This window comes from Microbispora hainanensis (genome assembly GCF_036186745.1).
Classification (GTDB): domain Bacteria; phylum Actinomycetota; class Actinomycetes; order Streptosporangiales; family Streptosporangiaceae; genus Microbispora.
Window position 1 is genome coordinate 4414113 of record NZ_CP108086.1, and the last position, 20412, is coordinate 4434524.

Annotated in this window: 20 protein-coding genes; 12 read left to right on the plus strand and 8 right to left on the minus strand. The window is 71.4% G+C overall.

Going from position 1 to position 20412, the window contains the following annotated elements; all coding sequences use genetic code 11:
• Window positions 1-6 precede the first annotated feature (6 nt).
• From OHB01_RS20705 to OHB01_RS20735, 7 genes are all read left to right on the plus strand, one after another.
• The gene (locus OHB01_RS20705; protein WP_205830818.1) at window positions 7-1263 is read left to right on the plus strand and encodes a polyamine ABC transporter substrate-binding protein; all 1257 of its coding nucleotides are present in this window, start codon (window positions 7-9) and stop codon (window positions 1261-1263) included.
• Window positions 1260-2123 (plus strand): ABC transporter permease, encoded by an 864-nt coding sequence (locus tag OHB01_RS20710; protein WP_142650494.1) that lies wholly within the window; start codon window positions 1260-1262, stop codon window positions 2121-2123. Before OHB01_RS20705 ends, OHB01_RS20710 begins: the two co-directional genes overlap by 4 nt.
• Window positions 2120-2911: an ABC transporter permease gene (locus OHB01_RS20715; RefSeq protein WP_142650495.1), complete on the plus strand. Its 792-nt coding sequence runs from the start codon at window positions 2120-2122 to the stop codon at window positions 2909-2911. The genes OHB01_RS20710 and OHB01_RS20715 overlap by 4 nt, the downstream gene beginning before the upstream one ends.
• A 13-nt stretch (window positions 2912-2924) precedes the next feature.
• Window positions 2925-4319, plus strand: a complete 1395-nt coding sequence (locus OHB01_RS20720; protein WP_328853855.1) for an FAD-dependent oxidoreductase — start codon at window positions 2925-2927, stop codon at window positions 4317-4319.
• A gap of 297 nt (window positions 4320-4616) precedes the next feature.
• On the plus strand, window positions 4617-5111 hold the full coding sequence (locus tag OHB01_RS20725; protein ID WP_328710746.1) for an SDR family oxidoreductase: 495 nt from the start codon (window positions 4617-4619) through the stop codon (window positions 5109-5111).
• Window positions 5112-5164: 53 nt separating this feature from the next.
• Window positions 5165-5416 carry a hypothetical protein gene (locus tag OHB01_RS20730; RefSeq protein WP_142650497.1) on the plus strand — a complete coding sequence of 84 codons (252 nt, stop codon included), beginning with the start codon at window positions 5165-5167 and terminating at the stop codon, window positions 5414-5416.
• A complete protein-coding gene (locus tag OHB01_RS20735) occupies window positions 5416-5808 on the plus strand; it encodes a type II toxin-antitoxin system VapC family toxin (protein WP_142650498.1) in 393 nt (130 codons plus the stop codon). The genes OHB01_RS20730 and OHB01_RS20735 overlap by 1 nt, the downstream gene beginning before the upstream one ends.
• A 61-nt stretch (window positions 5809-5869) precedes the next feature.
• Here OHB01_RS20735 and OHB01_RS20740 read toward each other — a convergent pair whose 3' ends face one another.
• The 3 genes from OHB01_RS20740 to OHB01_RS20750 form a co-directional block, all read right to left on the minus strand.
• A complete protein-coding gene (locus OHB01_RS20740) occupies window positions 5870-6211 on the minus strand; it encodes a hypothetical protein (RefSeq protein ID WP_328853856.1) in 342 nt (113 codons plus the stop codon).
• A gap of 7 nt (window positions 6212-6218) precedes the next feature.
• A complete protein-coding gene (locus tag OHB01_RS20745; RefSeq protein WP_142650500.1) occupies window positions 6219-7091 on the minus strand; it encodes an aryldialkylphosphatase in 873 nt (290 codons plus the stop codon).
• A 73-nt stretch (window positions 7092-7164) separates the two neighbouring features.
• Window positions 7165-7890, minus strand: coding sequence for an SDR family oxidoreductase (locus OHB01_RS20750; RefSeq protein ID WP_142650501.1), 726 nt, complete (start codon window positions 7888-7890; stop codon window positions 7165-7167).
• Window positions 7891-7946: 56 nt separating this feature from the next.
• Here OHB01_RS20750 and OHB01_RS20755 point away from each other — a divergent pair, with 56 nt between their 5' ends.
• Window positions 7947-8246 carry a nuclear transport factor 2 family protein gene (locus tag OHB01_RS20755; protein ID WP_142650502.1) on the plus strand — a complete coding sequence of 100 codons (300 nt, stop codon included), beginning with the start codon at window positions 7947-7949 and terminating at the stop codon, window positions 8244-8246.
• Between the two features lie 37 nt (window positions 8247-8283).
• Here OHB01_RS20755 and OHB01_RS20760 read toward each other — a convergent pair whose 3' ends face one another.
• The gene (locus tag OHB01_RS20760; protein ID WP_142650503.1) at window positions 8284-8925 is read right to left on the minus strand and encodes a VC0807 family protein; all 642 of its coding nucleotides are present in this window, start codon (window positions 8923-8925) and stop codon (window positions 8284-8286) included.
• A 338-nt stretch (window positions 8926-9263) separates the two neighbouring features.
• Between OHB01_RS20760 and OHB01_RS20765 the strand changes: the two genes are divergently transcribed.
• Window positions 9264-10055 (plus strand): LLM class F420-dependent oxidoreductase, encoded by a 792-nt coding sequence (locus tag OHB01_RS20765; protein ID WP_261985908.1) that lies wholly within the window; start codon window positions 9264-9266, stop codon window positions 10053-10055.
• Window positions 10056-10150: 95 nt separating this feature from the next.
• Here OHB01_RS20765 and leuE read toward each other — a convergent pair whose 3' ends face one another.
• A complete protein-coding gene (gene leuE, locus OHB01_RS20770; protein WP_328853857.1) occupies window positions 10151-10834 on the minus strand; it encodes a leucine efflux protein LeuE in 684 nt (227 codons plus the stop codon).
• 111 nt (window positions 10835-10945) lie between these two features.
• Between leuE and OHB01_RS20775 the strand changes: the two genes are divergently transcribed.
• The 3 genes from OHB01_RS20775 to OHB01_RS20785 are packed head-to-tail and all read left to right on the plus strand — an operon-like array spanning window position 10946 to window position 16579.
• The gene (locus OHB01_RS20775) at window positions 10946-12334 is read left to right on the plus strand and encodes a selenium-binding protein SBP56-related protein (protein WP_142650506.1); all 1389 of its coding nucleotides are present in this window, start codon (window positions 10946-10948) and stop codon (window positions 12332-12334) included.
• Window positions 12331-12933, plus strand: a complete 603-nt coding sequence (locus OHB01_RS20780; protein ID WP_142623521.1) for a hypothetical protein — start codon at window positions 12331-12333, stop codon at window positions 12931-12933. Before OHB01_RS20775 ends, OHB01_RS20780 begins: the two co-directional genes overlap by 4 nt.
• Before the next feature lie 58 nt (window positions 12934-12991).
• Entirely contained in the window at window positions 12992-16579 is a 3588-nt protein-coding gene (locus OHB01_RS20785; protein ID WP_328853858.1) for a BTAD domain-containing putative transcriptional regulator, read from the plus strand.
• Here OHB01_RS20785 and OHB01_RS20790 read toward each other — a convergent pair.
• From OHB01_RS20790 to OHB01_RS20800, 3 genes are read right to left on the minus strand one after another with little or no spacing between them, the layout of a single operon-like run.
• Window positions 16513-18261 (minus strand): CocE/NonD family hydrolase, encoded by a 1749-nt coding sequence (locus tag OHB01_RS20790; RefSeq protein WP_147944338.1) that lies wholly within the window; start codon window positions 18259-18261, stop codon window positions 16513-16515. The two genes, OHB01_RS20785 and OHB01_RS20790, sit on opposite strands and share 67 nt — an antisense overlap.
• Complete coding sequence (locus OHB01_RS20795; RefSeq protein WP_142650509.1) at window positions 18258-19043, minus strand: ABC transporter permease; 786 nt, start codon at window positions 19041-19043, stop codon at window positions 18258-18260. Before OHB01_RS20795 ends, OHB01_RS20790 begins: the two co-directional genes overlap by 4 nt.
• Before the next feature lie 53 nt (window positions 19044-19096).
• Window positions 19097-20038 (minus strand): ATP-binding cassette domain-containing protein, encoded by a 942-nt coding sequence (locus OHB01_RS20800; RefSeq protein ID WP_142650510.1) that lies wholly within the window; start codon window positions 20036-20038, stop codon window positions 19097-19099.
• Window positions 20039-20412: the final 374 nt, after the last annotated feature.

Genomic DNA, 20412 nt, shown 5'->3' on the forward strand with positions numbered 1-20412 from the left:
ACTCCTATGAACGACCCATACAGGCAGGACCCCGCCCTCCTCCGCGGCATGACCCAGCGCCGGCTCGGCAGGCGCGACGCCTTCCGGCTCGCGGGCCTGTCGGCCGCCGGGCTCGCTCTCGCCGCCTGCGGCGTGCAGGGCAAGGGCACGGCCAGGCCGTCCTCCTCCGCCCAGGCCCAGTCAGAGGTGGAGAAGTTCTGGTCGGGCAAGACGAAGAACGGCCACGTGGACTTCGCCAACTGGCCGCTCTACATGGACCCCAAGCAGCCCGAGCTCAAGCAGTTCACCCAGCAGACCGGCATCACGGTGAACTACAAAGAGGTCATCCTGGAGATGCCGAGCTGGTTCGCCAAGATCCAGCCGCAGCTCGCCGCCGGGCAGTCGATCGACTACGACCTCATGGTCGTCACGAACGGCCTGCACTTCCAGCGGCTCGTCGAGCTCGGCTACCTGGCCCCGCTCGACCACACCAAGCTGCCGAACTTCGCGGCCAACGTCGCGCCGGAGTACAGGAACGAGTCGTTCGACCCCGGCAACGTCTACAGCATCCCGTGGGCCTCCGGCATCACCGGCATCGCGTACAACCCGAAGTACGTCGACACCCCGCCGACCATGGCCGACCTGTGGAACCCCAAATACAAGGGCAAGGTCGGCATGATGTCCGACTCCCAGGAGATCGCCAACTTCGGCCTCTTCGCGATCGGCGTGGACCCCGACAAGTCCACCGAGGCCGACTGGCAGAAGGCCGCGGCCAAGCTCCAGGAGCAGCGCGACGCCGGCATCGTGCGCAAGTACTACGACCAGGCGTACACCGACCCGCTCGCCAAGGGCGACATCTGGCTCACGATGGCCTGGTCGGGCGACGTCTTCCAGAAGAACGTCTCCGACGGCACGGACCTCAAGTTCGTGGTCCCGCAGGAGGGCGGCACCATCTGGACCGACAACATGACGATCCCGAAGACCGCGACCAACCCGGTCGACGCGATCATGCTGATGGACTTCTTCTACGACGTGAACGTCGCGGCGCACCTCGCCGAGTACATCAACTACGTGACGCCGGTCCCGGCCGCCAAGGACGTCATCGCCGCCGACGCCGCCAAGGCCACGGGCGACGACAAGAAGCTCCTCGAACAGGTGGCGAGCAGCCCGCTGGTGTTCCCGAGCGAGCAGGACACCGCCAGGCTCCGCAGCTACGTGAACGGCAAGACGCCGGAGGAGCAGAAGAAGTTCGAGTCCATCTTCCAGGCGATCACGACGTCATGAGCAGGCTCCGGGCTTCGCTGACGCCATACCTGCTGCTGTTCCCCGGCACGCTCTGGCTGGCGATCTTCTTCGTCATCCCGACGGTCGTCATGCTGTCGCTGTCGCTGCAGTCGGGCGACGTCGTCAACGGCTACGCGTTCACCTTCAACTGGCACAGCTACGTCGACGGGATCAGCACCTACCACGACCAGATCGTCAGGTCCCTGGTGTACGGCGTGATCTCGACGGTGATCCAGATCGTCATCGGGTTCCCCGTGGCGTACTGGATCGCCTTCAAGGGCGGCACCCGCAAGTCGGTCTACCTGTTCCTCCTGCTGCTGCCCTTCCTGGTGTCGTTCGTGCTGCGCACCATCTCGTGGCAGTTCTTCCTGTCCGACAACGGCATGCTGCTCGGGCCGCTGAAGTCGCTGGGCCTGGTGCCGCAGGACTTCCACATCCTCGCCACGAGCGCGGCGGTGATCGGCGGCCTGGCCTACAACTTCCTGCCGTTCATGATCCTGCCGATGTACGTGGCGCTGGAGCGGATCGACCCGCGCGTCCTGGAGGCCGCGCAGGACCTCTACGCCAGCAAGACGCAGACCTTCCTGCGGGTGGTGCTGCCGCTGTCGCTGCCGGGCGTGTTCGCCGGCGTGCTGATGACGTTCGTCCCGGCCACGTCGGACTACGTCAACGCCTCGGTGCTCGGCGGCACCAGCAACACGATGATCGGCAACGTCATCCAGAACCAGTTCCTGATCAACCAGGACTATCCGACCGCCTCGGCGCTGTCGTTCACGCTGATGGCCCTGCTGCTCGTGGGCATCTTCGCGTACGCCAAGGCGCTCGGCACCGAAGACGTGCTGGAGGTGGCGGCGCGATGAAGCGTGGCCTGCTGCGGGGCCGCGGCCTGCAGATCTACACCTGGCTGGTGATCGCCTGGCTCGTGCTGCCGATCGCCGTGATGATCCTGTTCGGCTTCAACGACACCAAGGGCCGCTACAACACGGCCTGGCAGGGCTTCACGTTCAAGTGGTACGGCAAGCTGTTCGAGATCGGCGACCTCACCCAGGCGCTGGTGAACTCGCTGCTCATCGCCGTGCTGACGATGCTGATCGCCGGGGTGCTCGGGTCGCTGATCGGGCTGGCGCTCGGCCGCTACCGCTTCCGCGGCTCCGGGGCGATGAACCTCGTGATGTTCGCGGCGATCTCCTGCGCCGAGATCGTGATGGGCGCGTCGCTGCTGTCGCTGTTCGTCACGCTCGCCGTGCCGCTCGGCTTCTGGACGATCCTGATCTCGCACGTCATGTTCTCGATCTCGTTCGTGGCCGTGACCGTGCGGGCACGGGTGATGACGCTCGACTCCTCCCTTGAGGAGGCCGCCCGCGACCTCGGCGCGGGACCGTGGACGACGTTCCGGCTGGTCACCCTGCCGATGATCTTTCCGGGCGTGCTGGCGGGCTCGATGCTGGCCTTCGCGCTGTCGATCGACGACTTCGTCATCACCAACTTCAACTCCGGCGGCACCATGACGTTCCCGCTGTGGATCTGGGGGGCCACCCGCGTGGGCCTGCCACCGCAGGTGAACGTCATGGGGACGCTGATCTTCGCGGCCGGTGTGCTGATCGCCGTGGTCAACGCCCTCCTGGCCCGCCGCCGCGCCAACGCGTGAGGATGTGGGATTCGTGGTTCCGTCGAAGGCGCTCGCCGACGCGGAGCGCAAGCCGTACTGGCTGGACCGGCCGATCGCGCTCGAGCCGCTGCCCCCGCTGACGGGAGACGTCACGGCCGACCTGGCGGTGGTCGGCGGCGGGTTCACCGGCCTGTGGACCGCGCTGATGGCCAAGGAGCGCGACCCCTCGCTCGACGTGGTCCTCCTGGAGGGCCGCGCGGTCGGGTGGGCCGCCTCCGGCCGCAACGGCGGGTTCTGCGCCGCCAGCCTGACCCACGGTCTCGGCAACGGGCAGGACCGCTGGCCCACGGAGATCGCGACGCTGGAACGGCTCGGCCGGGAGAACCTCGACGAGATCGAGGCGACCCTCGCCCGTTATGGCGTCGACTGCTCCTTCGAACGGACCGGGGAGCTGCGGGTCGCCACCGAGGAGTGGCAGCTCGCCGGGCTCGACGAGGAGGTGAGCGGGGCGGCCTCGCTCGGCGTCCGGCTGGAGCGGCTCGACCGCGAGCAGGTGCGGGCCGAGGTGGACTCCCCGACATACCTCGGCGGCGTGTGGGACCGCGAAGGCGTCGCCATGGTCGACCCGGCGCGGATGGCATGGGGGCTGCGCGACGTCTGCGTGCGGCTCGGCGTGCGCGTCTTCGAACACACGCCGGTGCGCGCCGTGCACGACGACGGCGTCACGCTCGAACTGGAGACGCCGAAGGGGCGGGTCAGGGCCGGGCGGGTGGCGCTCGGCACCGGCGCCTTCCCACCGCTGCTGCGCCGGCTCAGGCACTTCCTCGTGCCGGTGTACGACTACGCGCTGATGACCGAGCCGGTGCCGGACGACCTGCTGGCGGCGATCGGCTGGCGGCACCGCCAGGGCATCGGCGACTCGGCCAACCAGTTCCATTACTACCGGCTGACTGACGACAACCGGATTCTGTGGGGCGGCTACGACGCCGTCTATCACAACGGCGGCCTGGTCAAGCCGGAGTACGACCAGCGCGACGCCACCTTCGAGAAGCTCGCCACGCACTTCTTCGAGACGTTCCCGCAGCTCCACGGCCTGCGCTTCACGCACAGGTGGGGCGGGGTCATCGACACCTGCAGCCGGTTCAGCGCCTTCTTCGGCACCGCGTACGGCTCACGCCTCGCCTACGCCGCCGGATACACGGGCCTCGGCGTGGGGGCCACCCGCTTCGGGGCCAACGTCATGCTCGACCTGCTGCAGGGCAGGGTGACCGAGCGGACGGACCTGCAGATGGTGCGGCACAAGCCGGTGCCCTTCCCGCCGGAGCCGGTGCGGTCGGGCGTCATCCAGCTCACCCGCTGGGCCATCGCCCGGGCCGACGAGCACGAGGGCCGCCGCAACGCCTGGCTGCGCACCCTCGACGCCTTCGGGCTCGGCTTCGACTCCTAGGTTCTCGTACCTTTCGGCGTGGACGACGACTGGGGAGCCGCCCGGGCCGTCCGCGAGATCTTCGTGCCTTTCGCGCACAGGTAGCCTGCCGGCGCAGAAGACACGGATCGAGGAGTTCCGAGATGACCACAGAAGCCGGGCCCCCGCTCCTGGCCGTGGCGCGGCCGCCGCATCCCGCCCGATCGCGCTCGTGACCGGTGTCGGCCGGACCGTGGGCATCGGCGCGGCGATCGCCCGTGAGCTGGCCGCGTCCGGCTGGACATCGCGTTCACCTACTGGACGCCGTACGACGAGCGCATGACCTGGGGCGCCGAGCGCGGCGCGGCAGACGAGATCGGCAGCTCACTCGCCGCGCGGGGCGCGGCGTTCGCGGCGATCGAGGCGGACCTCGCCGACGTGCGTGCGCCGGCGCGGATCTTCGACGAGGCGGAGCGCCTGCTCGGAGGCGTCACCGCGCTGGTGATGAGTCACTGCGAGTCGGTCGACTCCGGCCTGCTCGACACCACCATAGAGAGCTTCGACCGGCACTTCGCGGTGAACGCGCGTGCCGTCTGGCTGCTGATCCGTGGGTACGGCCGGCGGTTCCGCGGCGTGCACGCCAACGTCGTCAACCCGGGGCCCGTGGACACCGGGTGGATGTCGGATGAGGTGCGGGCGAGATGCCTCGCGCAGACACCCCTGGGCCGGCTCGGCATGCCGCAGGACACCGCGCACCTGGTGAGCTTCCTGTGTTCCCGGCAGGGGCAGTGGATCAACGGTCAGCTGCTCAAGAGCAACGGCGGATTCTCCTGAGCCGCCCGTCGCGAGCCACCTGCAGCACTACTACCAGAGGTAGCATGCACGGTATGAGCGGTAGTAAGAAATACTCCGTGAGCCTGCCTGAGGAGCTCGCCGAGGCGATCCGTGCCCAGGTCGGACCGGGCGGTTTCTCCGCCTATGTCGCCGAAGCCCTCGAGCACCGGATGGCCATGGACAAGCTGCGCGAGATCGTGGCCGACTTCGAGACCGACAACGATCCGCTGACGCGAGAGGAGATCGACGCGGCGCGTGCCCTCCTGCGTCACGACCACAGGGCCAAGGGCGGGGCGGCCGCCTGATGCCGGGCACGCTCGTCCTGGACAGTGAGGGCCTGTCACGGCTCTACCGCAAGGACCGCAGCGTGCTGGCGCTTCTCGCGGCTGCGGAGGAGGAGGGCGTACGTGTCGTGACCACGGTGATGACCACGCTCGAGGCCGACGACGAACGGGTGCATCCGGCACGGGTCCGATGGGTTCTGTCGCGTATCGACGTCCTCGACGTCACCCGGGAGGTGGGAGCCGAGGCGGCGGCGCTGCTGCGTACCCACCGCCTTCGCGGTCACAGGTACGCGATCGACGCCGTCCTGGCCGCGAGCGCGCGTGTCGCGGCCCGTCCGGTCACGGTCCTGACCTCCGATCCCGCGGATCTCACGCCACTCTGCGGCGACCACGTCGAGATCGTCAAGATCTAGGTGCACCGCCACGATGTCGGTCATCACCGCGGACACACCGCATGAAGCCCCGGTTCGACGTTCAGACGAGGGGATGAATCTCGCGCTGAGGGAGCTCGAACCACTCCGGGTCCAGATGAGCACCGCTGTCCATGGTGACGAGCGCCAGAGCGCTCGCGCGCGACGCGATCGTGAACGGGTCAGGCAGCAGGTGCACCAGGTGGTCGAGAGCGTGCGGGTCCGGTCCGTGCACCTCACGCGGGTCGAGATTGTGCATCCACAGCCGGATGTGCCCATCGGCCGCGTAGAGCATCCATGCGCGCCCGACCGGCCTGTCCGGCCGTTGGACCACCGTCCAGTTCAGCCCCATGTCCAGCCACCGCGCCACGCTGAGCAAGCGCCGGTAGTGCTCGACCAGGTCCATCGGGCCGTCAGGCGGTGAGCCAGCGGAGCGGGTTCTCGTGGGTGATGAGACGCAGGGTGTCGTCGTCCACGCCGGCCTCTCGCAGGGCAGGGAGGACTGAGGAGAACAGCCGCCCGTAGCCCTGCCCGCCGTAGCCGGACAGGTGCTCCCGCAGGCGTACGCCGCTGCTGAGCAGGACGCGCTCGGCGTGCCCGCCGTCGAGGAGGGTGAGGACGTCCTCGGCGTCGTCCACGCTCACGTACGCCCCGGTCTCGGCGATCTTGCGCTGGACCAGTGGATCGCCGGAGCGGGCGGCCAGACGCCGGGCGGGGACGTTCTGCGAGAGCAGGAGCTCCAGCAGCTCCAGGCCGCCCGTCGCCACGGGGAGGTCGGTGCGCAGCGAGGCGCGGGCGGCGGCGGTGACGGCACGCTCCTCGGCCGGGGTGGGCGTCTCGTCCCACGCGGCGGCGACGATGACACCCGGCCGCGCGCCCGTCCCGTCGAGCCCGGCGCCGATCTCGTGCAGCAGGTCGGCGGTCAGGTCCTCCACGCCGTACCGCGTGATGGCCGCACCCGCGAACGGCTGCGCGGCGAAGCCGGTGGCGGCCACGATCGGCACCCGCGAGGCCATCGAGATCCGGGCGAGCGCGGCGGGGTCGCGGGCCATGCCGATGCAGCTGTGCTCAACGATCAGGCCCAGCGCCTGCTCCCTGCCGAGGTTCTTGACCTCGGCCAGCACATATCGCTCCTCGTCCAGCCACCGATGGGGATCGGAGTCCACGCCGATGCCCCAGCGGGTGTCGGTGCGCAGGTGCTCGTACGGCAGCACCGGCCCGTCGATCTCGGAGACGGGGACGGCGCCCGTGACGGTCTGGATACGGGGAAAATATGCGCCGGACATGAACGGACATTAACCGATTTTTTGCCGAAACAGCTCGCGAATCACATGATTCTTTGGTTTCGACCAGGTGAAATCAGCTCATCGTCTTGCCGCCGTTGACGGCGAGCCGCTGGCCGGTGACGAACCGGGCACCGGGGGAGGCGAGGAACGCCACCGCCTCGGCCACGTCCATCGGCACGCCCATGTGGCCCAGCGGGACGTCGCTCAGATAGCCGGTGTAGTCCTCCGGGGGAACGTCCGCGTGCCGCTCCACCGGGATCCAGCCGGGCTCGACGGTGTTCACCGTGATCCCGTACGGCCCCAGCTCCCGGGCCCACGACCGGGTGAGCCCGTGCATGGCGGCCTTGGCGGCGACGTAGTGCCCGAACTCCGGGTTGCCGAGATCGGTGACCTCGCTGCCCACGTTGACGATCCGGCCCGAGCCGGCCTCGCGCATGCCGGGCAGCACGGCCTGCAGGATCAGCAGCGGGGCCTTGACGAAGAAGCGGAGCTGGCCGAGGTGGTCCTCCCAGGTCTGCTTCTCCACCGGCACCAGCGGCTGGGGACCGGTGGCGTTGTTGACGACCACGTCGACAGGCCCGATCGCGGCCACGCCCTCCCGTACGGACTCCTCGTCGGTGACGTCGAACCTGGCCAGAGCGGCCGAGCCGCCGGCGGCGGTGATGCGGTCGACGACGGCGGAGGCCCCGGCCGTGTCGTTGGCGTAGTTGACGGCGACGTGCCAGCCGTCCGCGGCGAGTCGTTCGGCGATGACGGCGCCCAGACCTCGTGAGGCGCCGGTGACCAGTGCGTTACCCATGACATGCGTCCCTATCACAGATCGCGTAGGGCGATGGGGCGGGGGAACCGGCCCGGATCGGCGCCGACGCCCTCGTGGGCGGGTGGCGCACCGGCCTGCACGCCCGCAAGCAGAGCTTCCACACCGTGAGCAACTTCGCCGTGACGGTGGACGGCGCCGAGGCGCACGTGACCACCAAGGGATACTCCTACAACCTGCTCGACGCCGAGCTCGGCGGCGGCATGTTCGAGGTGTGGGGCGTCTACCGGCTCCGGCTCGTACGGCAGGCCGTGGGGTGGAAGGTGACGGCCTTCGCGTTCGACGCCTGGCACACCCGCGGCGACGAGGCGGCGCGCACCCACCGGCTGGAGGCCTGACGGGGGCTGACAAGGACCAACGGGGACTAAGGGGGGACTAACGGGTGACCGCCGGAGTCTCGGTGTGCAGCCGCCCCAGGACCCGGCGGAACGCCCAGACGGATGCCGCGAAGGCCAGGCCGGTGACGACGGCGACGGCGGCGGTGCGGATGATCAGGTAGTCGCCGATCGACTCGTTCAGCAGCAGCCAGATGCTCATGGCCGAGTTGGCCAGGAGGACGAACGCCCACAGCAGGGTGATCCGGGCGAAGAAGGTGCGGACGCGTTCGTGCCGCAGCACGAACGACGGCAGGTGGATGTAGTCGAGTGTGAGCCGCTGGACCAGCGGGCGGCGCATCCGCACCGACGCCAGGAGCACCATGCTGATGCAGATCGTGCCGAGCTCCGGCTGGATGAAGTAGAGGACGGGGCTGCCGGTCCACAACCCGATCACGGTGCGGAAGGTGATCGCGATCGTCGCCATGATCATCGTTCCCGGCACGGGCTGGCGCCGGACGAGCCGCCACAGGACGCCCAGGTAGACCCATGACACCGCGGCCATCAGCGCGCCGCGCAGGCCGAGCACCGCGAGGGCCGTGTAGAAGACCACGAGGGGGGCCACCACGCCTTCGAGGAGCCTGGGCACCGCCTGCCTGATCAGCGCGGTGAGCCGTGGCAGGGCGAAGGGTGCGTGGTTCATGGCGACTCCAACGGGCCGGTGGGGGAGACCGACGCTGTAGTTGGGCAACGCGCCTACCCGGACATAACGGATGGAAACCCCGGGTTGGGCGGCATCGTCGGTGGCTTACCGTACCTGACCGTCACGCCCGCGGGGGCCGAATGCCGAAGCGCCCCCGCGCTTCATAACGGTACGGTATGCCTCCAGTGGCCGTCTCGGCCGATGGAAAACCCCTGATCAGCGCTTTACCAGGGGGTGCTGAGCGCTTTTCCCGGCGGGTGGCGGATGCGGGTTACGTTGACGGCATGGACTCGGGTTTCGGCTACTTCGCAACGGATGATGCGGTTCGTCCTGATTCCTTGGCCCGGCTCGTCGAGCAGCGCGGCCACACGGCGCTGCTGTTCACCGAGCACACGCACATTCCGGTGCCACCCGCCGGCGAGACGCCGAAGGACCAGGAGGGAGGCGAGCTGCCCCGGCGCTACTGGCACAGCTACGACCCGTTCATCGCCTGCATGGCGGCGGGCGCGGCGACGACGCGGCTGCGCGTGGGCACGGCAATCTGCCTCGTGCCCGAGCACGAGCCCATCAGCCTGGCGAAGACGGTGGCGAGCGTGGACAACCTGACCGGCGGGCGGTTCGAATTCGGCATCGGCGCCGGATGGCAGCGTGAGGAGCTGCGCAACCACGGCGTCGATCCGGCCCGCCGCTTCGCCGTCATGCGGGAGCGGGTGCGGGCGATGCAGGAGATCTGGACCCGTGACGAGGCCGAGTTCCACGGCGACTTCGTGTCCTTCGGCCCGATCTGGTCATGGCCGAAACCGGCGCAGAAGCCCTACCCGCCGATCCTGGTGGGCGGCGCCGGGCCGCGTGTCTTCGACCGCGTGCTCGGTTATGGGGACGCGTGGCTGCCCAACTACGGCCCCGGAATCCTGGAGCGCATCCCCGAGCTGTTCCGGCGGGCCGAGGAGGAGGGCAGGGACGTCGAGGTCATCGTGGTGTCCGTGCCGGCCGACCCCGGCGTGCTGGAGCGGTGCGAGAAGGCGGGGGTCGCCCGGGTCATGCCCTGGCTGCCGTCGGCGGGGTGGGACCGGATCCAGCGGGCGATGGACGCCTTCGAGAACGCCCTCGCCGACATGCGCGGCGAATGAGCCTGCCGGATGCCCGCCGGATGAGCCCGCCGGATGAGGCCGCCGGATGAGGCCGCCGGATGAGGCCGCCGAATGGGCAAGGCCCAGGGCGGGTGTCAGCTCAGGGTCGCGGTGGCCAGCTTGGCGCCGAAGCCGAGGAAGAGCGCGCCGACACCCGAGGTGAGCCCGGCGGCCAGCTTGCGGCGGCGCCGGAAGTGGCTCGCGAGGAACGTGCCGCCGAAGATGAGCGTGCTCAGGTAGGTCACGCTGAAGATCTGCACGATCAGCGCCAGGATCAGGAACGACAGCGCCGGCGCGCCGTACGACGGGTCCACGAACTGCACGAAGAACGCCACGAAGAACAAGATGGCCTTGGGGTTGAGCAGGCTGATCGTGAACGCCTTGCGGAACGGGCTGCGCACCGGCGCCTGCTCGGTGGTCTCCGTGGCCTGGGCCGTCTCGGCGACCTGGGAGGCCGCGGCCGTGTCGCGGGAGGCGCGCAGGGAGCGCCAGGCGCCGCGGAGCATGCCGAAGCCGATCCACGCCAGATAGATCGCGCCCGAATACTTCACGATCGAGAACAGGACGGGCGTCGACTTCAGCAGCGACGCGACCCCCGCGGCCGACAGGAACATGAGGACCGAGTCACCGGCGAAGACCCCGGCCGCCGCCCGGTAGCCCTGCCGCACGCCACGCTGCGCGGCGGTGGACAGCACGAAGAGCGAGTTGGGCCCCGGAAGCAGGATGATCAGGAACGTTCCCGCGATGTAGGTCCAGATGTTGGTGATGCCGAAGAACATGCTCGCTCCCGTCACGAAATCGCATGTCCTGTTATAGCCCTATCCAGGCGCCGGTCACAGTCAGTAGATTCCTATTGACTTGGTAGGGAACGCGGGAGAATCCTGGGGTGCATGACGTTGTGGAAGCCTGACCCCACGTTCTATCCCTCACCGAGGGACGCCGCCGAGGCGCCGCCGGAGAAGCTGGCCTACGTGGCCGCCTTCGACCGGTCGGCCCAGCGGCCCGACGCGCTCGCCGTCCTCGACACAGATCCCGGCTCCCCGTCGTACGGGACCGTGGTGGGCTGGACCGACCTGCCGTACACGGGGGACGAGCTGCACCACTTCGGCTGGAACGCGTGCAGCAGCGCGCTGTGCCCCTACGCCCCGCACCCCCACGTCGAGCGGCGCTACCTGATCATCCCCGGCCTGCGGTCGTCGCGGATCTACATCTACGACACCAAGGACCGGGTCAGCCCCGAGCTCGTGAAGGTCATCGAGGCGGAGGAGCTGGGCAAGCGGGCCGGATACTCCCGCCCGCACACCGTGCACTGCGGCCCCGAGGGCCTGTACGTCAGCGCGCTCGGCGGCTACGGCGACGACGGGCCCGGCGGCATCGCGATCCTCGACCACAACTCGTTCGAGGTCCTGGGCCGGTGGGAGGTCGACCGCGGCCCGCAGTACCTCGCGTACGACTTCTGGTGGCACATCAACCACGACGTGCTCGTCACCTCCGAGTGGGGCACGCCGTCCATGGTCGAGGACGGGGTGGTCGGCGAGCTGCTGCTCGGCCGCAAGTACGGCCACAAGATCCACTTCTGGGACCTGCGCAAGCGCAGGCACGTCCAGGAGGTGGACCTCGGCGACCAGCACCAGATGACGCTGGAGCTGCGCCCCGCCCACGACCCGACCAAGACGTACGGCTTCGTGGGCGTCGTGACCAGCGTCGAGGACCTGTCGGCCTCCGTGTGGGTGTGGCACAAGGACGGCTCCCGGTGGACGGCCGAGAAAGTGATCACCATCCCGGCCGAGCCCGCATCGCCCGACGACCTGCCCGACGTGCTCAAGCCGTTCGGCGCGGTGCCGCCGCTGGTGACCGACATCGACCTGTCGGTGGACGATCAGCGCCTGTACGTGTCGTGCTGGGGCACCGGCGAGCTCAAGCAGTATGACGTCTCCGACCCGTTCAAGCCGGTCGAGATCGGCTCGGTCCGCCTCGGTGGCATCGTGCGGCGCGAGGCGCACCCGGCCGCGCCGGACGAGCGGCTCTCGGGCGGCCCGCAGATGGTCGAGGTGAGCCGCGACGGCCGCCGGGTCTACGTCACCAACTCGCTGTACGGCGCTTGGGACGACCAGTTCTACCCCGACGGCGTGGGCGCCTGGATGGCGAAGGTCGACGCCGAGTCGTTCACGCTGGACGAGCGGTTCTTCCCGCACGGCGACGACTTCCGCGGCCTGCGCCCGCACCAGACCCGGCTCCAGGGCGGCGACGCGTCCTCCGACTCCTACTGCTACCCGTGACCCTGACCGCCGTCATCCTGCTGGGCGCCTTTCACGGGATCAATCCCGCGATGGGCTGGCTGTTCGCTGTCGCCCGCGGGTTGCAGGAGCGCAGCCGCGACCTGCTGCTGCAGTCCCTGCCGGTCATCGCGCTGGGCCACCTCGCGTCGGTGGCCCTCGTGGTGCTCGCCGTGTCGGCGACCGGCTCGATCGTGACGGCCACGGCCCTCTCGATCGGGGCGGGCGTCGTGCTCGTCGGGTTCGGCCTGTGGCACCTGCTCTCCCGGCGGCACTTCCGCTGGGTGGGCATGCGGCTGTCGCTGCCGCAACTGGCCGCCTGGTCGTTCCTGATGTCGTCGGTGCACGGCGCGGGCCTGATGCTGCTGCCCGTGCTGACCCGCATGCCCGCCGCCGGTCACCACGGGCACGCCCTGTCGGGCGGCATGCTCGTCGCCGGGGTGCACACGCTCGCGATGTTCCTCACGGCGACCGTCGTCGCCGTCGTGGTGTACGAGTTCCTCGGCGTGGCCGTCCTGCGCCGGGCCTGGTTCAACCTCGACAGGATGTGGGCGTTCGCCCTGGTGGGAGCCGGCGTCGTCACCCTCGTGGGCGCCGTCTGAGCGACCACGCGACGGGCGAGCGGCGCGGCCTCCCGTACGGCTGGCAGGATAGACCGGCGTGCGGGTTCGTCTCCTCGGCGCGCTCGAGGTCCTCGATGACGACGGGGCTCCGGTCGCCGTCACGGGCACGCGGGTGCGCGCGTTACTGGCCGTGCTGGCCATACGGCCCGGCCGCCTCGTCCCGGCCGACCGGCTCGTGGACGCGCTGTGGGAGCGCGACCTGCCCGCCAACGCCGCGAACGCCCTGCAGACGCTGGTCAAGCGCCTGCGCGCGGCGCTCGGGCGGCCGGACGCGGTGCTGTGGCGCGACGGCGGCTACGTGCTCGACCTCGACCCGGCGCGGGTCGACGCCCACGTCTTCCTGCGGCTGACCCTGCCGTACGCCACGGGCACGCTGCCGGACGGGGTGACGGACGGCGTGACGGACGCCGAGGCCGCGAGCGGGGAGCTGGACGAGGCGCTGGCGCTGTGGCGCGGGCCCGCCCTGGCCGACCTGCGCGCGGTGTCCTACCTGGCGGCCGCTGCGGCCCGGCTGGAGGAGCGGCGGCTGGCCGCGGTCGAGGCACGCGCCGCCGCGCACCTCGCGCTCGGCCGTGAGGTGGACCTGTCGGCCGAGGTGGCCGCCCATCCGCTGCGTGAACGGCTGTCCGCCCTGGCGATGCGCGCGCTCGCCCGCTCGGGCAGGCAGGCGGACGCCCTCGCCCTGTGGGAGCGGGTCCGCCGGGCGCTCGCGGACGAACTCGGCGTCGATCCCGGTCCGGAGCTGCAGGCCGCCCATCTCGACGTACTGCGCGGGCAGGATGCCCCGATGCCGCCCAGCCCGCCGATGAACCGCACCCCCAGCGCCCCCAGCGCCCCCGGCACCCTGGGCGGCCCCGGCGATAGGGACACCCCCGGCGCGGCGGGCGCCCCCACTACCGGCGCGGTGGGCATTCCCGACGTCCCGAGCACACCGGGCACCCCTGGCATCCCCAGTGCCCCCGGCATTCCCGACGCCGCCGGTTCCCCCGACAGCCTGGGCGGCTCCGGCACTCGCGCGGGCAGGGTGTGGGCGCCGCCGACGACGTTCGTGGGCCGCGAGGAGGAGGTCACGCGTCTCGCGGCCCTGCTGCGCGACTCCCGGCTGGTCACGGTCGTCGGTCCGGGCGGGGCGGGCAAGACGCGCCTCGCGGTCGAGACGGCCCTGCGCGTCGCCCCGACCAGTGCCGCCGAGCACCGCCACGGCTCCGGTACCGGAGGTTCCGTGGAGGGCGGGCGAGGCGAGGACAAGCGTGGCAAGAGCGGGCGGGGTGAGGACAAGCGTGGTGAGAGCGGGCGGGGCGAGCACACGTGCGGTGAGGGCCAGTGTGGTGACGACAGGTGCGGTGAGGGCCGATGTGATGAGAGCAGGTGTGATGAGAGCGGGTGCGGCGAAGGCGCGTGGCTGGTCGAGCTGGCCCCTCTGACGGACCCTGCCGACGTCGTGCGGTCCGTGCTCGAAACGCTGGGCGTCGCCGCCGAGCCGCGGGTGGGCGGCGACTGGCGGCGCGACCCGCCCGACCCGGCCGAACGTCTGGTCGCCGCCCTCTCCGGGCGCGAGTTGCTGCTCATCCTCGACAACTGCGAGCACGTGATCGACGCCGCGGCGCGCCTGGCCGAGCTGGTGCTGCGCCGCTGCCCGGGAGTGCGCGTGCTGGCGACCAGCCGCGAGCCGCTCGGCGTGCCGGGGGAGACGCTCGCCCCGATCCCTCCCCTCGGCCTGCCCCCGGAGGGCGTCACCCCCGGCGAGGCGGGCGGCTACCCCGCCGTACGCCTCCTGGTCGACCGCGCCCGCGCGGTGAGTCCCGGCTTCGTCCTCGACGAGCGTACGACGCCGCACGTCGTGACGATCTGCCGTCGCCTCGACGGGATGCCGCTGGCCATCGAGCTGGCCGCGGCGCGGATCAGGGCGCTCGGCCCCGAACGGCTCGCGGCCCGCATCGACGACCGGTTCCGCCTGCTGACCGGCGGGAGCCGTACGGCTCTGCCCCGGCACCGCACGCTGAGCGCGGTGGTCGAGTGGAGCTGGGACCTGCTCGCGCCCGAGGAGCGGACGCTGGCCGAGCGGCTCGCGGTGTTCGCGGGCGGGGCCACGCTGGACGACGCGGAGCTGGTCTGCGGTGGCGACGGCCTCGACGTGGTGGCGGTGCTGCCGTCGCTGGTCGACAAGTCCCTGCTGGAGACGCCGGGCGACGGCCGGTTCCGGATGCTGGAGACGATCCGCGCATACGCGTTGCGACGGCTGACGGACAGCGGTGAGCTCGACCACTACCGGCGCCGGCACGCGGCGCACTTCCTTCGGCTGGTCGAGGACGCCGAGCCGCGCCTGCGCGGAGCCGGGCAGCTGGAGTGGATGGCCAGGCTGACCGCCGAGCAGGACAACCTGAACGCCGCCCTGCGCTGGGCCGTCGACTCCCGGGACGCGGAGACCGCGCTGCGCCTGTGCGGCACGATGAGCTGGTATTGGTGGCTGCGCGGGCATCGCGGTCAGGCGTCCGTCTGGGCCGGGCAGGTGCTCGACCTCGTTCCCGAAGGCCCGCCCGCCGGGATGGTGCGCGCCTATGCCGGATGCCGGTTCGCGGTCACGGTCACCCGGCTCGGCATGATCTGGACGGAGCCCGGCCGCGTCGAGGAGATCCGCCGGGAGCTCGGCGACCTCATCGAGGAGGCGCTCCGCGAGGGGCCGGTGCATCCGATGCTGCCGATCCTGCGGGCGGTCGTGACGGCGATCGCCGGACGCAGGGAGGAGGCGGCCGCGATGCTCGACGCGTACGCCGGCTCGGACGATCCCTGGCTGGCCGCCTCGGCGCTCATGATCAGGGGCGGCTCGCTCGGCCCGCACGGCGGCAGCGAACGGGACGTCGCCGAGGCGGTGCGCAGGTTCCGCGCACTGGGGGATCGCTGGGGGCTCAGCGAGGCCCTCCTCACGCTGGCCACGCTCCGCGCCCGCCGGGGCGCGGAGACGACCGACCTGATCGACGAGATCGCCGGGCTGACCGCGGGATGGGTCAGCGCGGACGACATGATCTCCACCCTGACCCGCCTGGCCGAGCTGCGCCTCCAGGCGGGCGACCGCGAGGGCGCGGCGGCGGACGTGGCGGCGGCCCGTTCCCACGTGACCGCCGGCGTCTCGCCGTACGCGCTGGTGCAGGTGAGCATGGGCGAGGCGAACGTGGCGCGGAGCGGGGGCGATCTCGACGGCGCGGTGGCGGCGTACGAGGAGGCCCTGTCCGTGCTGGAGGACAGCCCCGCCGTCCCTCAGCAACTCGCGTCGACAAACGCCGCGTATGGCAGGACGCTGCTGGCCAGGGGCGACCTCGACGGCGCGCTCGCGCGTCATCACCAGGCGCTGGACGCCCTCGGCGCCGCCCCCGACCCGCCGGTCCTTTCGACCGTGCTGGCCGGGATGGCCATGATCGCCCTGGCCGGGGGCGACGCGACGCGGTCCGCGGCGCTCTTCGGTGCGGCCGACGCCGCGTTCGAGGGCTGGCGGGCGGACGCCGAGGCCGCCGCGGCGCTGGAGTCGGCGCGTGAGACGGCGGGCCCGGCCTTCGACGCCGCCTACGAGCGGGGCCGTACGGCGTCGCGCGAGGACCTCGGCCTGCCCGTCACCGGCAGCAGCAGGTAGGACGGCGCGCTGATCGTGATCCGCGCGGGGGCCGCGTGCCGGGCGAACTTGGGGAAGTTCGATCCCGCCACCTCCACCCGCACCCGGTGCCCGGCCCCGAAGACATGGGCGAGGTTGCCGAGGAGGACACGCGCCGTCTCCGGCTGAGCGCCGCCGCCTGTGAGCTCGGTGCCGCCGTCCGCGACTTGGGCGGCACCGTCCGCGAGTTGAACGCCGCCGCCTGTGAGCCGAGTGGCACCGTCCGGGAGTTGGGTGGCGCCGTCCGCGACACGCGCGATGCCGTCCACGAGGATTTCCTCCCGGCCGTCGGGGTGCACGTCCACGAGCTTGCCCGTCACCGTGAAAGACCTCGCGTCGGATTCCACGGTCACCACCAGTTCGGCCGCGCCCATGACCTCAAGCGGCGCCGGCAGCGGCCCGGTCGTGTGGCGCAGCACGTCGGACCGGCCGGCGAGCGGCCGCTGGTCCACCGGCCCCGGGCCCGGCGGCAGGAACTCGACCACGCCGCCGCCCATGGTCGGCACGGGATCATCGGGGTCGGACAGGAAGCAGGCGCGCAGCGCCGCCTCGGGCCCGAGCGAACCACCGTCTCCCAGGTGATAGCGGACAGTCTCGTTCTCGGGCGGCCAGCCGGCCATCGTCCGCCATTCGCAGGCGCCGGTGACGAACACCCGCACCTTCGCGTCGTCCCGCAGCGGTGTGCCGCGCATCCAGTGGCCGAACCAGTCGAGGTGGAGGCCCGTCCAGTCCACGGCCTCCCCGCTCGCCTGGTCGCCGTAGTCGCGCCCGGCCAGAGTCCGCTCGCGGAGGGCGTGGCTCCACGGGCCGACGACGAGGCGGGCCCGGTCGCGCAGCGCGTGGTAGGTGCGGATGGTGCTGTCGCGGAAGTAGTCGTACCACCCGGTCGACAGCAGCGCAGGCACCTCGATCCTGTCGTAGCGGGCCTCCAGGTCGGTTTCCCTCCACAGCTCGTGCGACGGGTCGGGGTGCGCGAGCCAGTCGGCATAGAAGGGGAAGAGCGCCGTGATCTCCGGCTGGTCCTCGACGGGCAGGCGGCGGAGCAGCTCGCCGAGCCGTGCCGCAAGGGAGGCTTCGCTCGCGTGGAGCCGTGCGCGGCGGGCCAGGTGGAGCGGCGCCATGACGGCAGCCAGGACCGGCAGGATGACGCCCAGCCTGGGAACGCCGCCGGCGTACACCACGTCGTGCAGCCCGGCGGGGCAGACGGAAGGCGCGATGGCCCGCAGCCCGTCCGGCCGCTCGCTCGCGGCGAGGAGCTGGGCGATCCCGAGATAGGAGTCGCCGAACATCCCGACCTGCCCGTCACACCAGGGCTGACGTGCGGTCCAGGTCACCGTGTCGTGCCCGTCGGCGGCCTCTCCGGTGAGGAACCGCAGGTCGCCCTCCGACTCCCCGGTGCCGCGCACGTCCTGCACCATCACCGCGTAGCCAGCCGACAGCAGCCGGGCGACGTCGAGCCGAAGTCCCGGCCCGTACGGCGCCCTGCCGTACGGGGTCCGGGCCAGCAGGACGGGGTGCCGCCCGTGAGGCGCGGGCAGCCAGACGGTCGCGGCGAGCCGGGTGCCGTCGCGCATGGGCGTCCACACGTCCCGGCCGTCGGGGAGCTCATGGGCCCAGGCCGGCACGGGGACGGGGACCCCCGGACTCCTCCCCGGGGCGTTCACCGGATCCTCCGGGCATAGGCGCGTACGGCGAGCGGGGCGAAACACGCGGTGACGGCGGCGGCCCAGGCCAGCGTGACCCAGACGTGCGGTCCCACGGGAGTGCCGAGGAGCAGCGCCCGGACGGCGTCGGCCAGGTGGGAGATCGGGTTGATCGACGACCACCAGCGCAGCGCGGCCGGCAGGTTGGCCGGGGGGATGAACGCGCTGCTGCCGAACGTCAGCGGCAGCAGGATCACGGTCGCCATGCCCTGCATCGAGGCGACGGACTTGGCCTTCAGCCCGAGCCATGCCGACACCCAGCTCAGGGCCAGGGCGAACAGCAGCAGGAGGGCCACACCGGCCAGCGCCTCCAGGGGCGCGGCGGTGATGCGGAACCCGGCCGCGATGCCGGCGAGCAGGGACACCGCGATGGTGACCGTCGTCATCAACGCGTCCGCGGCGACCCGCCCGATCAGCGGGGCAGAGCGCGCGATCGGCATGCTCCGGAATCGGTCGAACACGCCTTTCACGATGTCTTCGGCGAGGTTCATGCCCGTGGTGTTCGTCGAGATGAGGGTCACCTGTGTGAGCACGCCGGGCACCAGATAGCGCGCGGCATGATCGGGGTCGCCGGACATGGCCCCGAACATCAGGACGAAGACCACGATCATGAAGACCGGCTGGAGCAGGAACTGGATGAGCCGGCCGAGTTCGTTCCGCAGCGGCACCAGGCTCCGCCAGGCGAGGGTCATGCCCTGGGCGAGCGCGCCCCTGCGTCCGGTCGTGAACGGTGTGGCGGTCATCGCGTTCTCCCCGCGGTCGTCGGCCGGTCTCACTCGTGTCGTGGGTGCGACGGTCAACGCGTCCTCCCCGAGGTCGTGGTGCCGGTGAGGGCGAGGAACGCCTCGTCGAGCGTGGGCCGCCGGACGGCGTGCTCGGCGAGGGAGACGCCGGCCTCCTCCAGCCGCCGGAACACGGCCAGGCTCACGGAGGAGTTCAGCAGTGGCACGCTGATCAGCCCGTTCTCGCCGCGGTGCGGGGTCAGCCCGGTGACCTCGGCGAGGATCAGTTCCGCCTTGTCCGCGTCGTGCTCGGGCCGGATCTCCAGACGCCGGTCACCCGCCCTGGCTTTCAGCTCGCCCGGCGTGCCCGTCGCGGCCACCACGCCGTGGTCGATGAGCACGATCTCGTCGGCGAGCTGGTCGGCCTCTTCCAGATACTGCGTCGTGAGCAGCACGGTCGCCCCGCCCGCCACCTGCTCGCGCACGATGCGCCGCAGGTCCGCCCTGGCGCGCGGGTCGAGCCCGGTCGTCGGCTCGTCCATGAAGACGATGGACGGCCGGCCGACCAGGCTGACGGCGAGGTCGAGCCGACGCCGCATGCCGCCGGAGTAGGACCCCGCCGCCCGGTCGGCTGCGTCCTCCAGCGTGAACTCGGCGAGCAGCGCCGCCGCCCTGCTCCGGGCGTCGGCCCGGCTCATGCCGAGGAGCCGTCCGATCATCACGAGGTTCTGCCGCCCGGTGAGCTTCTCGTCCACCGACGCGTACTGGCCGGTCAGCCCGATCAGCCTCCGCACCTCGGCCGGCGCCTTCACCACGTCGTGCCCGCCGACCGCCGCCCGGCCCTCGTCGGGGGAGACGAGCGTGGCGAGGATGCGGACCGCGGTGGTCTTGCCGGCGCCGTTCGGGCCGAGCACGCCGAGCACCGTGCCCGGCGGCGCGGCGAGGTCGACCCCCGCCAGCGCGGCCTTGTCGCCGTATCTCTTCACGAGGCCGTGGGCCTCAATCGCGTACGTCATGCTCCGACGGTCGCCGCCCGTGCTGGCACGGAGCTGGCAGAGGGCTGGCAGAGGGCTGGCGGAGGGCTGGCCGGAAGCTGGCACCGTGCTGGCACGGAGCCGGAATGAGACTCGCGCAGCGTCGGCAGGGTGTCGGCAGGGTGTCGGCACGGTGTCGGCACCATGGCGAGCGCGGGCGGCGGTCTCGCCGGTCGCGGCGAGCGCGAGCGGCTGGGTGGAAGTAGCGAACGTGGGCGGCGGTCTCGCTGGTCGCGGTGAGGGTGAGCGGTGGGTGAAGACGGCAGGGTCAGGGGCGGGCAGAAGCGGCGAGCGCGAGCGGCTGGGTGGAAGTAGCGAGCGCGGGCGGCGGTCTCGCCGATCGCGGTGAGGATGAG

Excerpts from the sequence above, each read along its gene's own strand:
- OHB01_RS20750 (WP_142650501.1), bottom strand. The coding sequence starts at position 7,890 with ATGGGTAACGCACTGGTCACCGGCGCCTCACGAGGTCTGGGCGCCGTC.
- OHB01_RS20740 (WP_328853856.1), bottom strand. The coding sequence starts at position 6,211 with ATGGACCTGGTCGAGCACTACCGGCGCTTGCTCAGCGTGGCGCGGTGG.
- OHB01_RS20715 (WP_142650495.1), top strand. The coding sequence starts at position 2,120 with ATGAAGCGTGGCCTGCTGCGGGGCCGCGGCCTGCAGATCTACACCTGG.
- OHB01_RS20730 (WP_142650497.1), top strand. The coding sequence starts at position 5,165 with ATGAGCGGTAGTAAGAAATACTCCGTGAGCCTGCCTGAGGAGCTCGCC.
- OHB01_RS20775 (WP_142650506.1), top strand. The coding sequence starts at position 10,946 with ATGACGTTGTGGAAGCCTGACCCCACGTTCTATCCCTCACCGAGGGAC.
- OHB01_RS20735 (WP_142650498.1), top strand. The coding sequence starts at position 5,416 with ATGCCGGGCACGCTCGTCCTGGACAGTGAGGGCCTGTCACGGCTCTAC.
- OHB01_RS20745 (WP_142650500.1), bottom strand. The coding sequence starts at position 7,091 with ATGTCCGGCGCATATTTTCCCCGTATCCAGACCGTCACGGGCGCCGTC.
- OHB01_RS20800 (WP_142650510.1), bottom strand. The coding sequence starts at position 20,038 with ATGACGTACGCGATTGAGGCCCACGGCCTCGTGAAGAGATACGGCGAC.
- OHB01_RS20760 (WP_142650503.1), bottom strand. The coding sequence starts at position 8,925 with ATGAACCACGCACCCTTCGCCCTGCCACGGCTCACCGCGCTGATCAGG.
- OHB01_RS20795 (WP_142650509.1), bottom strand. The coding sequence starts at position 19,043 with ATGACCGCCACACCGTTCACGACCGGACGCAGGGGCGCGCTCGCCCAG.
- OHB01_RS20705 (WP_205830818.1), top strand. The coding sequence starts at position 7 with ATGAACGACCCATACAGGCAGGACCCCGCCCTCCTCCGCGGCATGACC.
- leuE (WP_328853857.1), bottom strand. The coding sequence starts at position 10,834 with ATGTTCTTCGGCATCACCAACATCTGGACCTACATCGCGGGAACGTTC.
- OHB01_RS20725 (WP_328710746.1), top strand. The coding sequence starts at position 4,617 with ATGACCTGGGGCGCCGAGCGCGGCGCGGCAGACGAGATCGGCAGCTCA.
- OHB01_RS20710 (WP_142650494.1), top strand. The coding sequence starts at position 1,260 with ATGAGCAGGCTCCGGGCTTCGCTGACGCCATACCTGCTGCTGTTCCCC.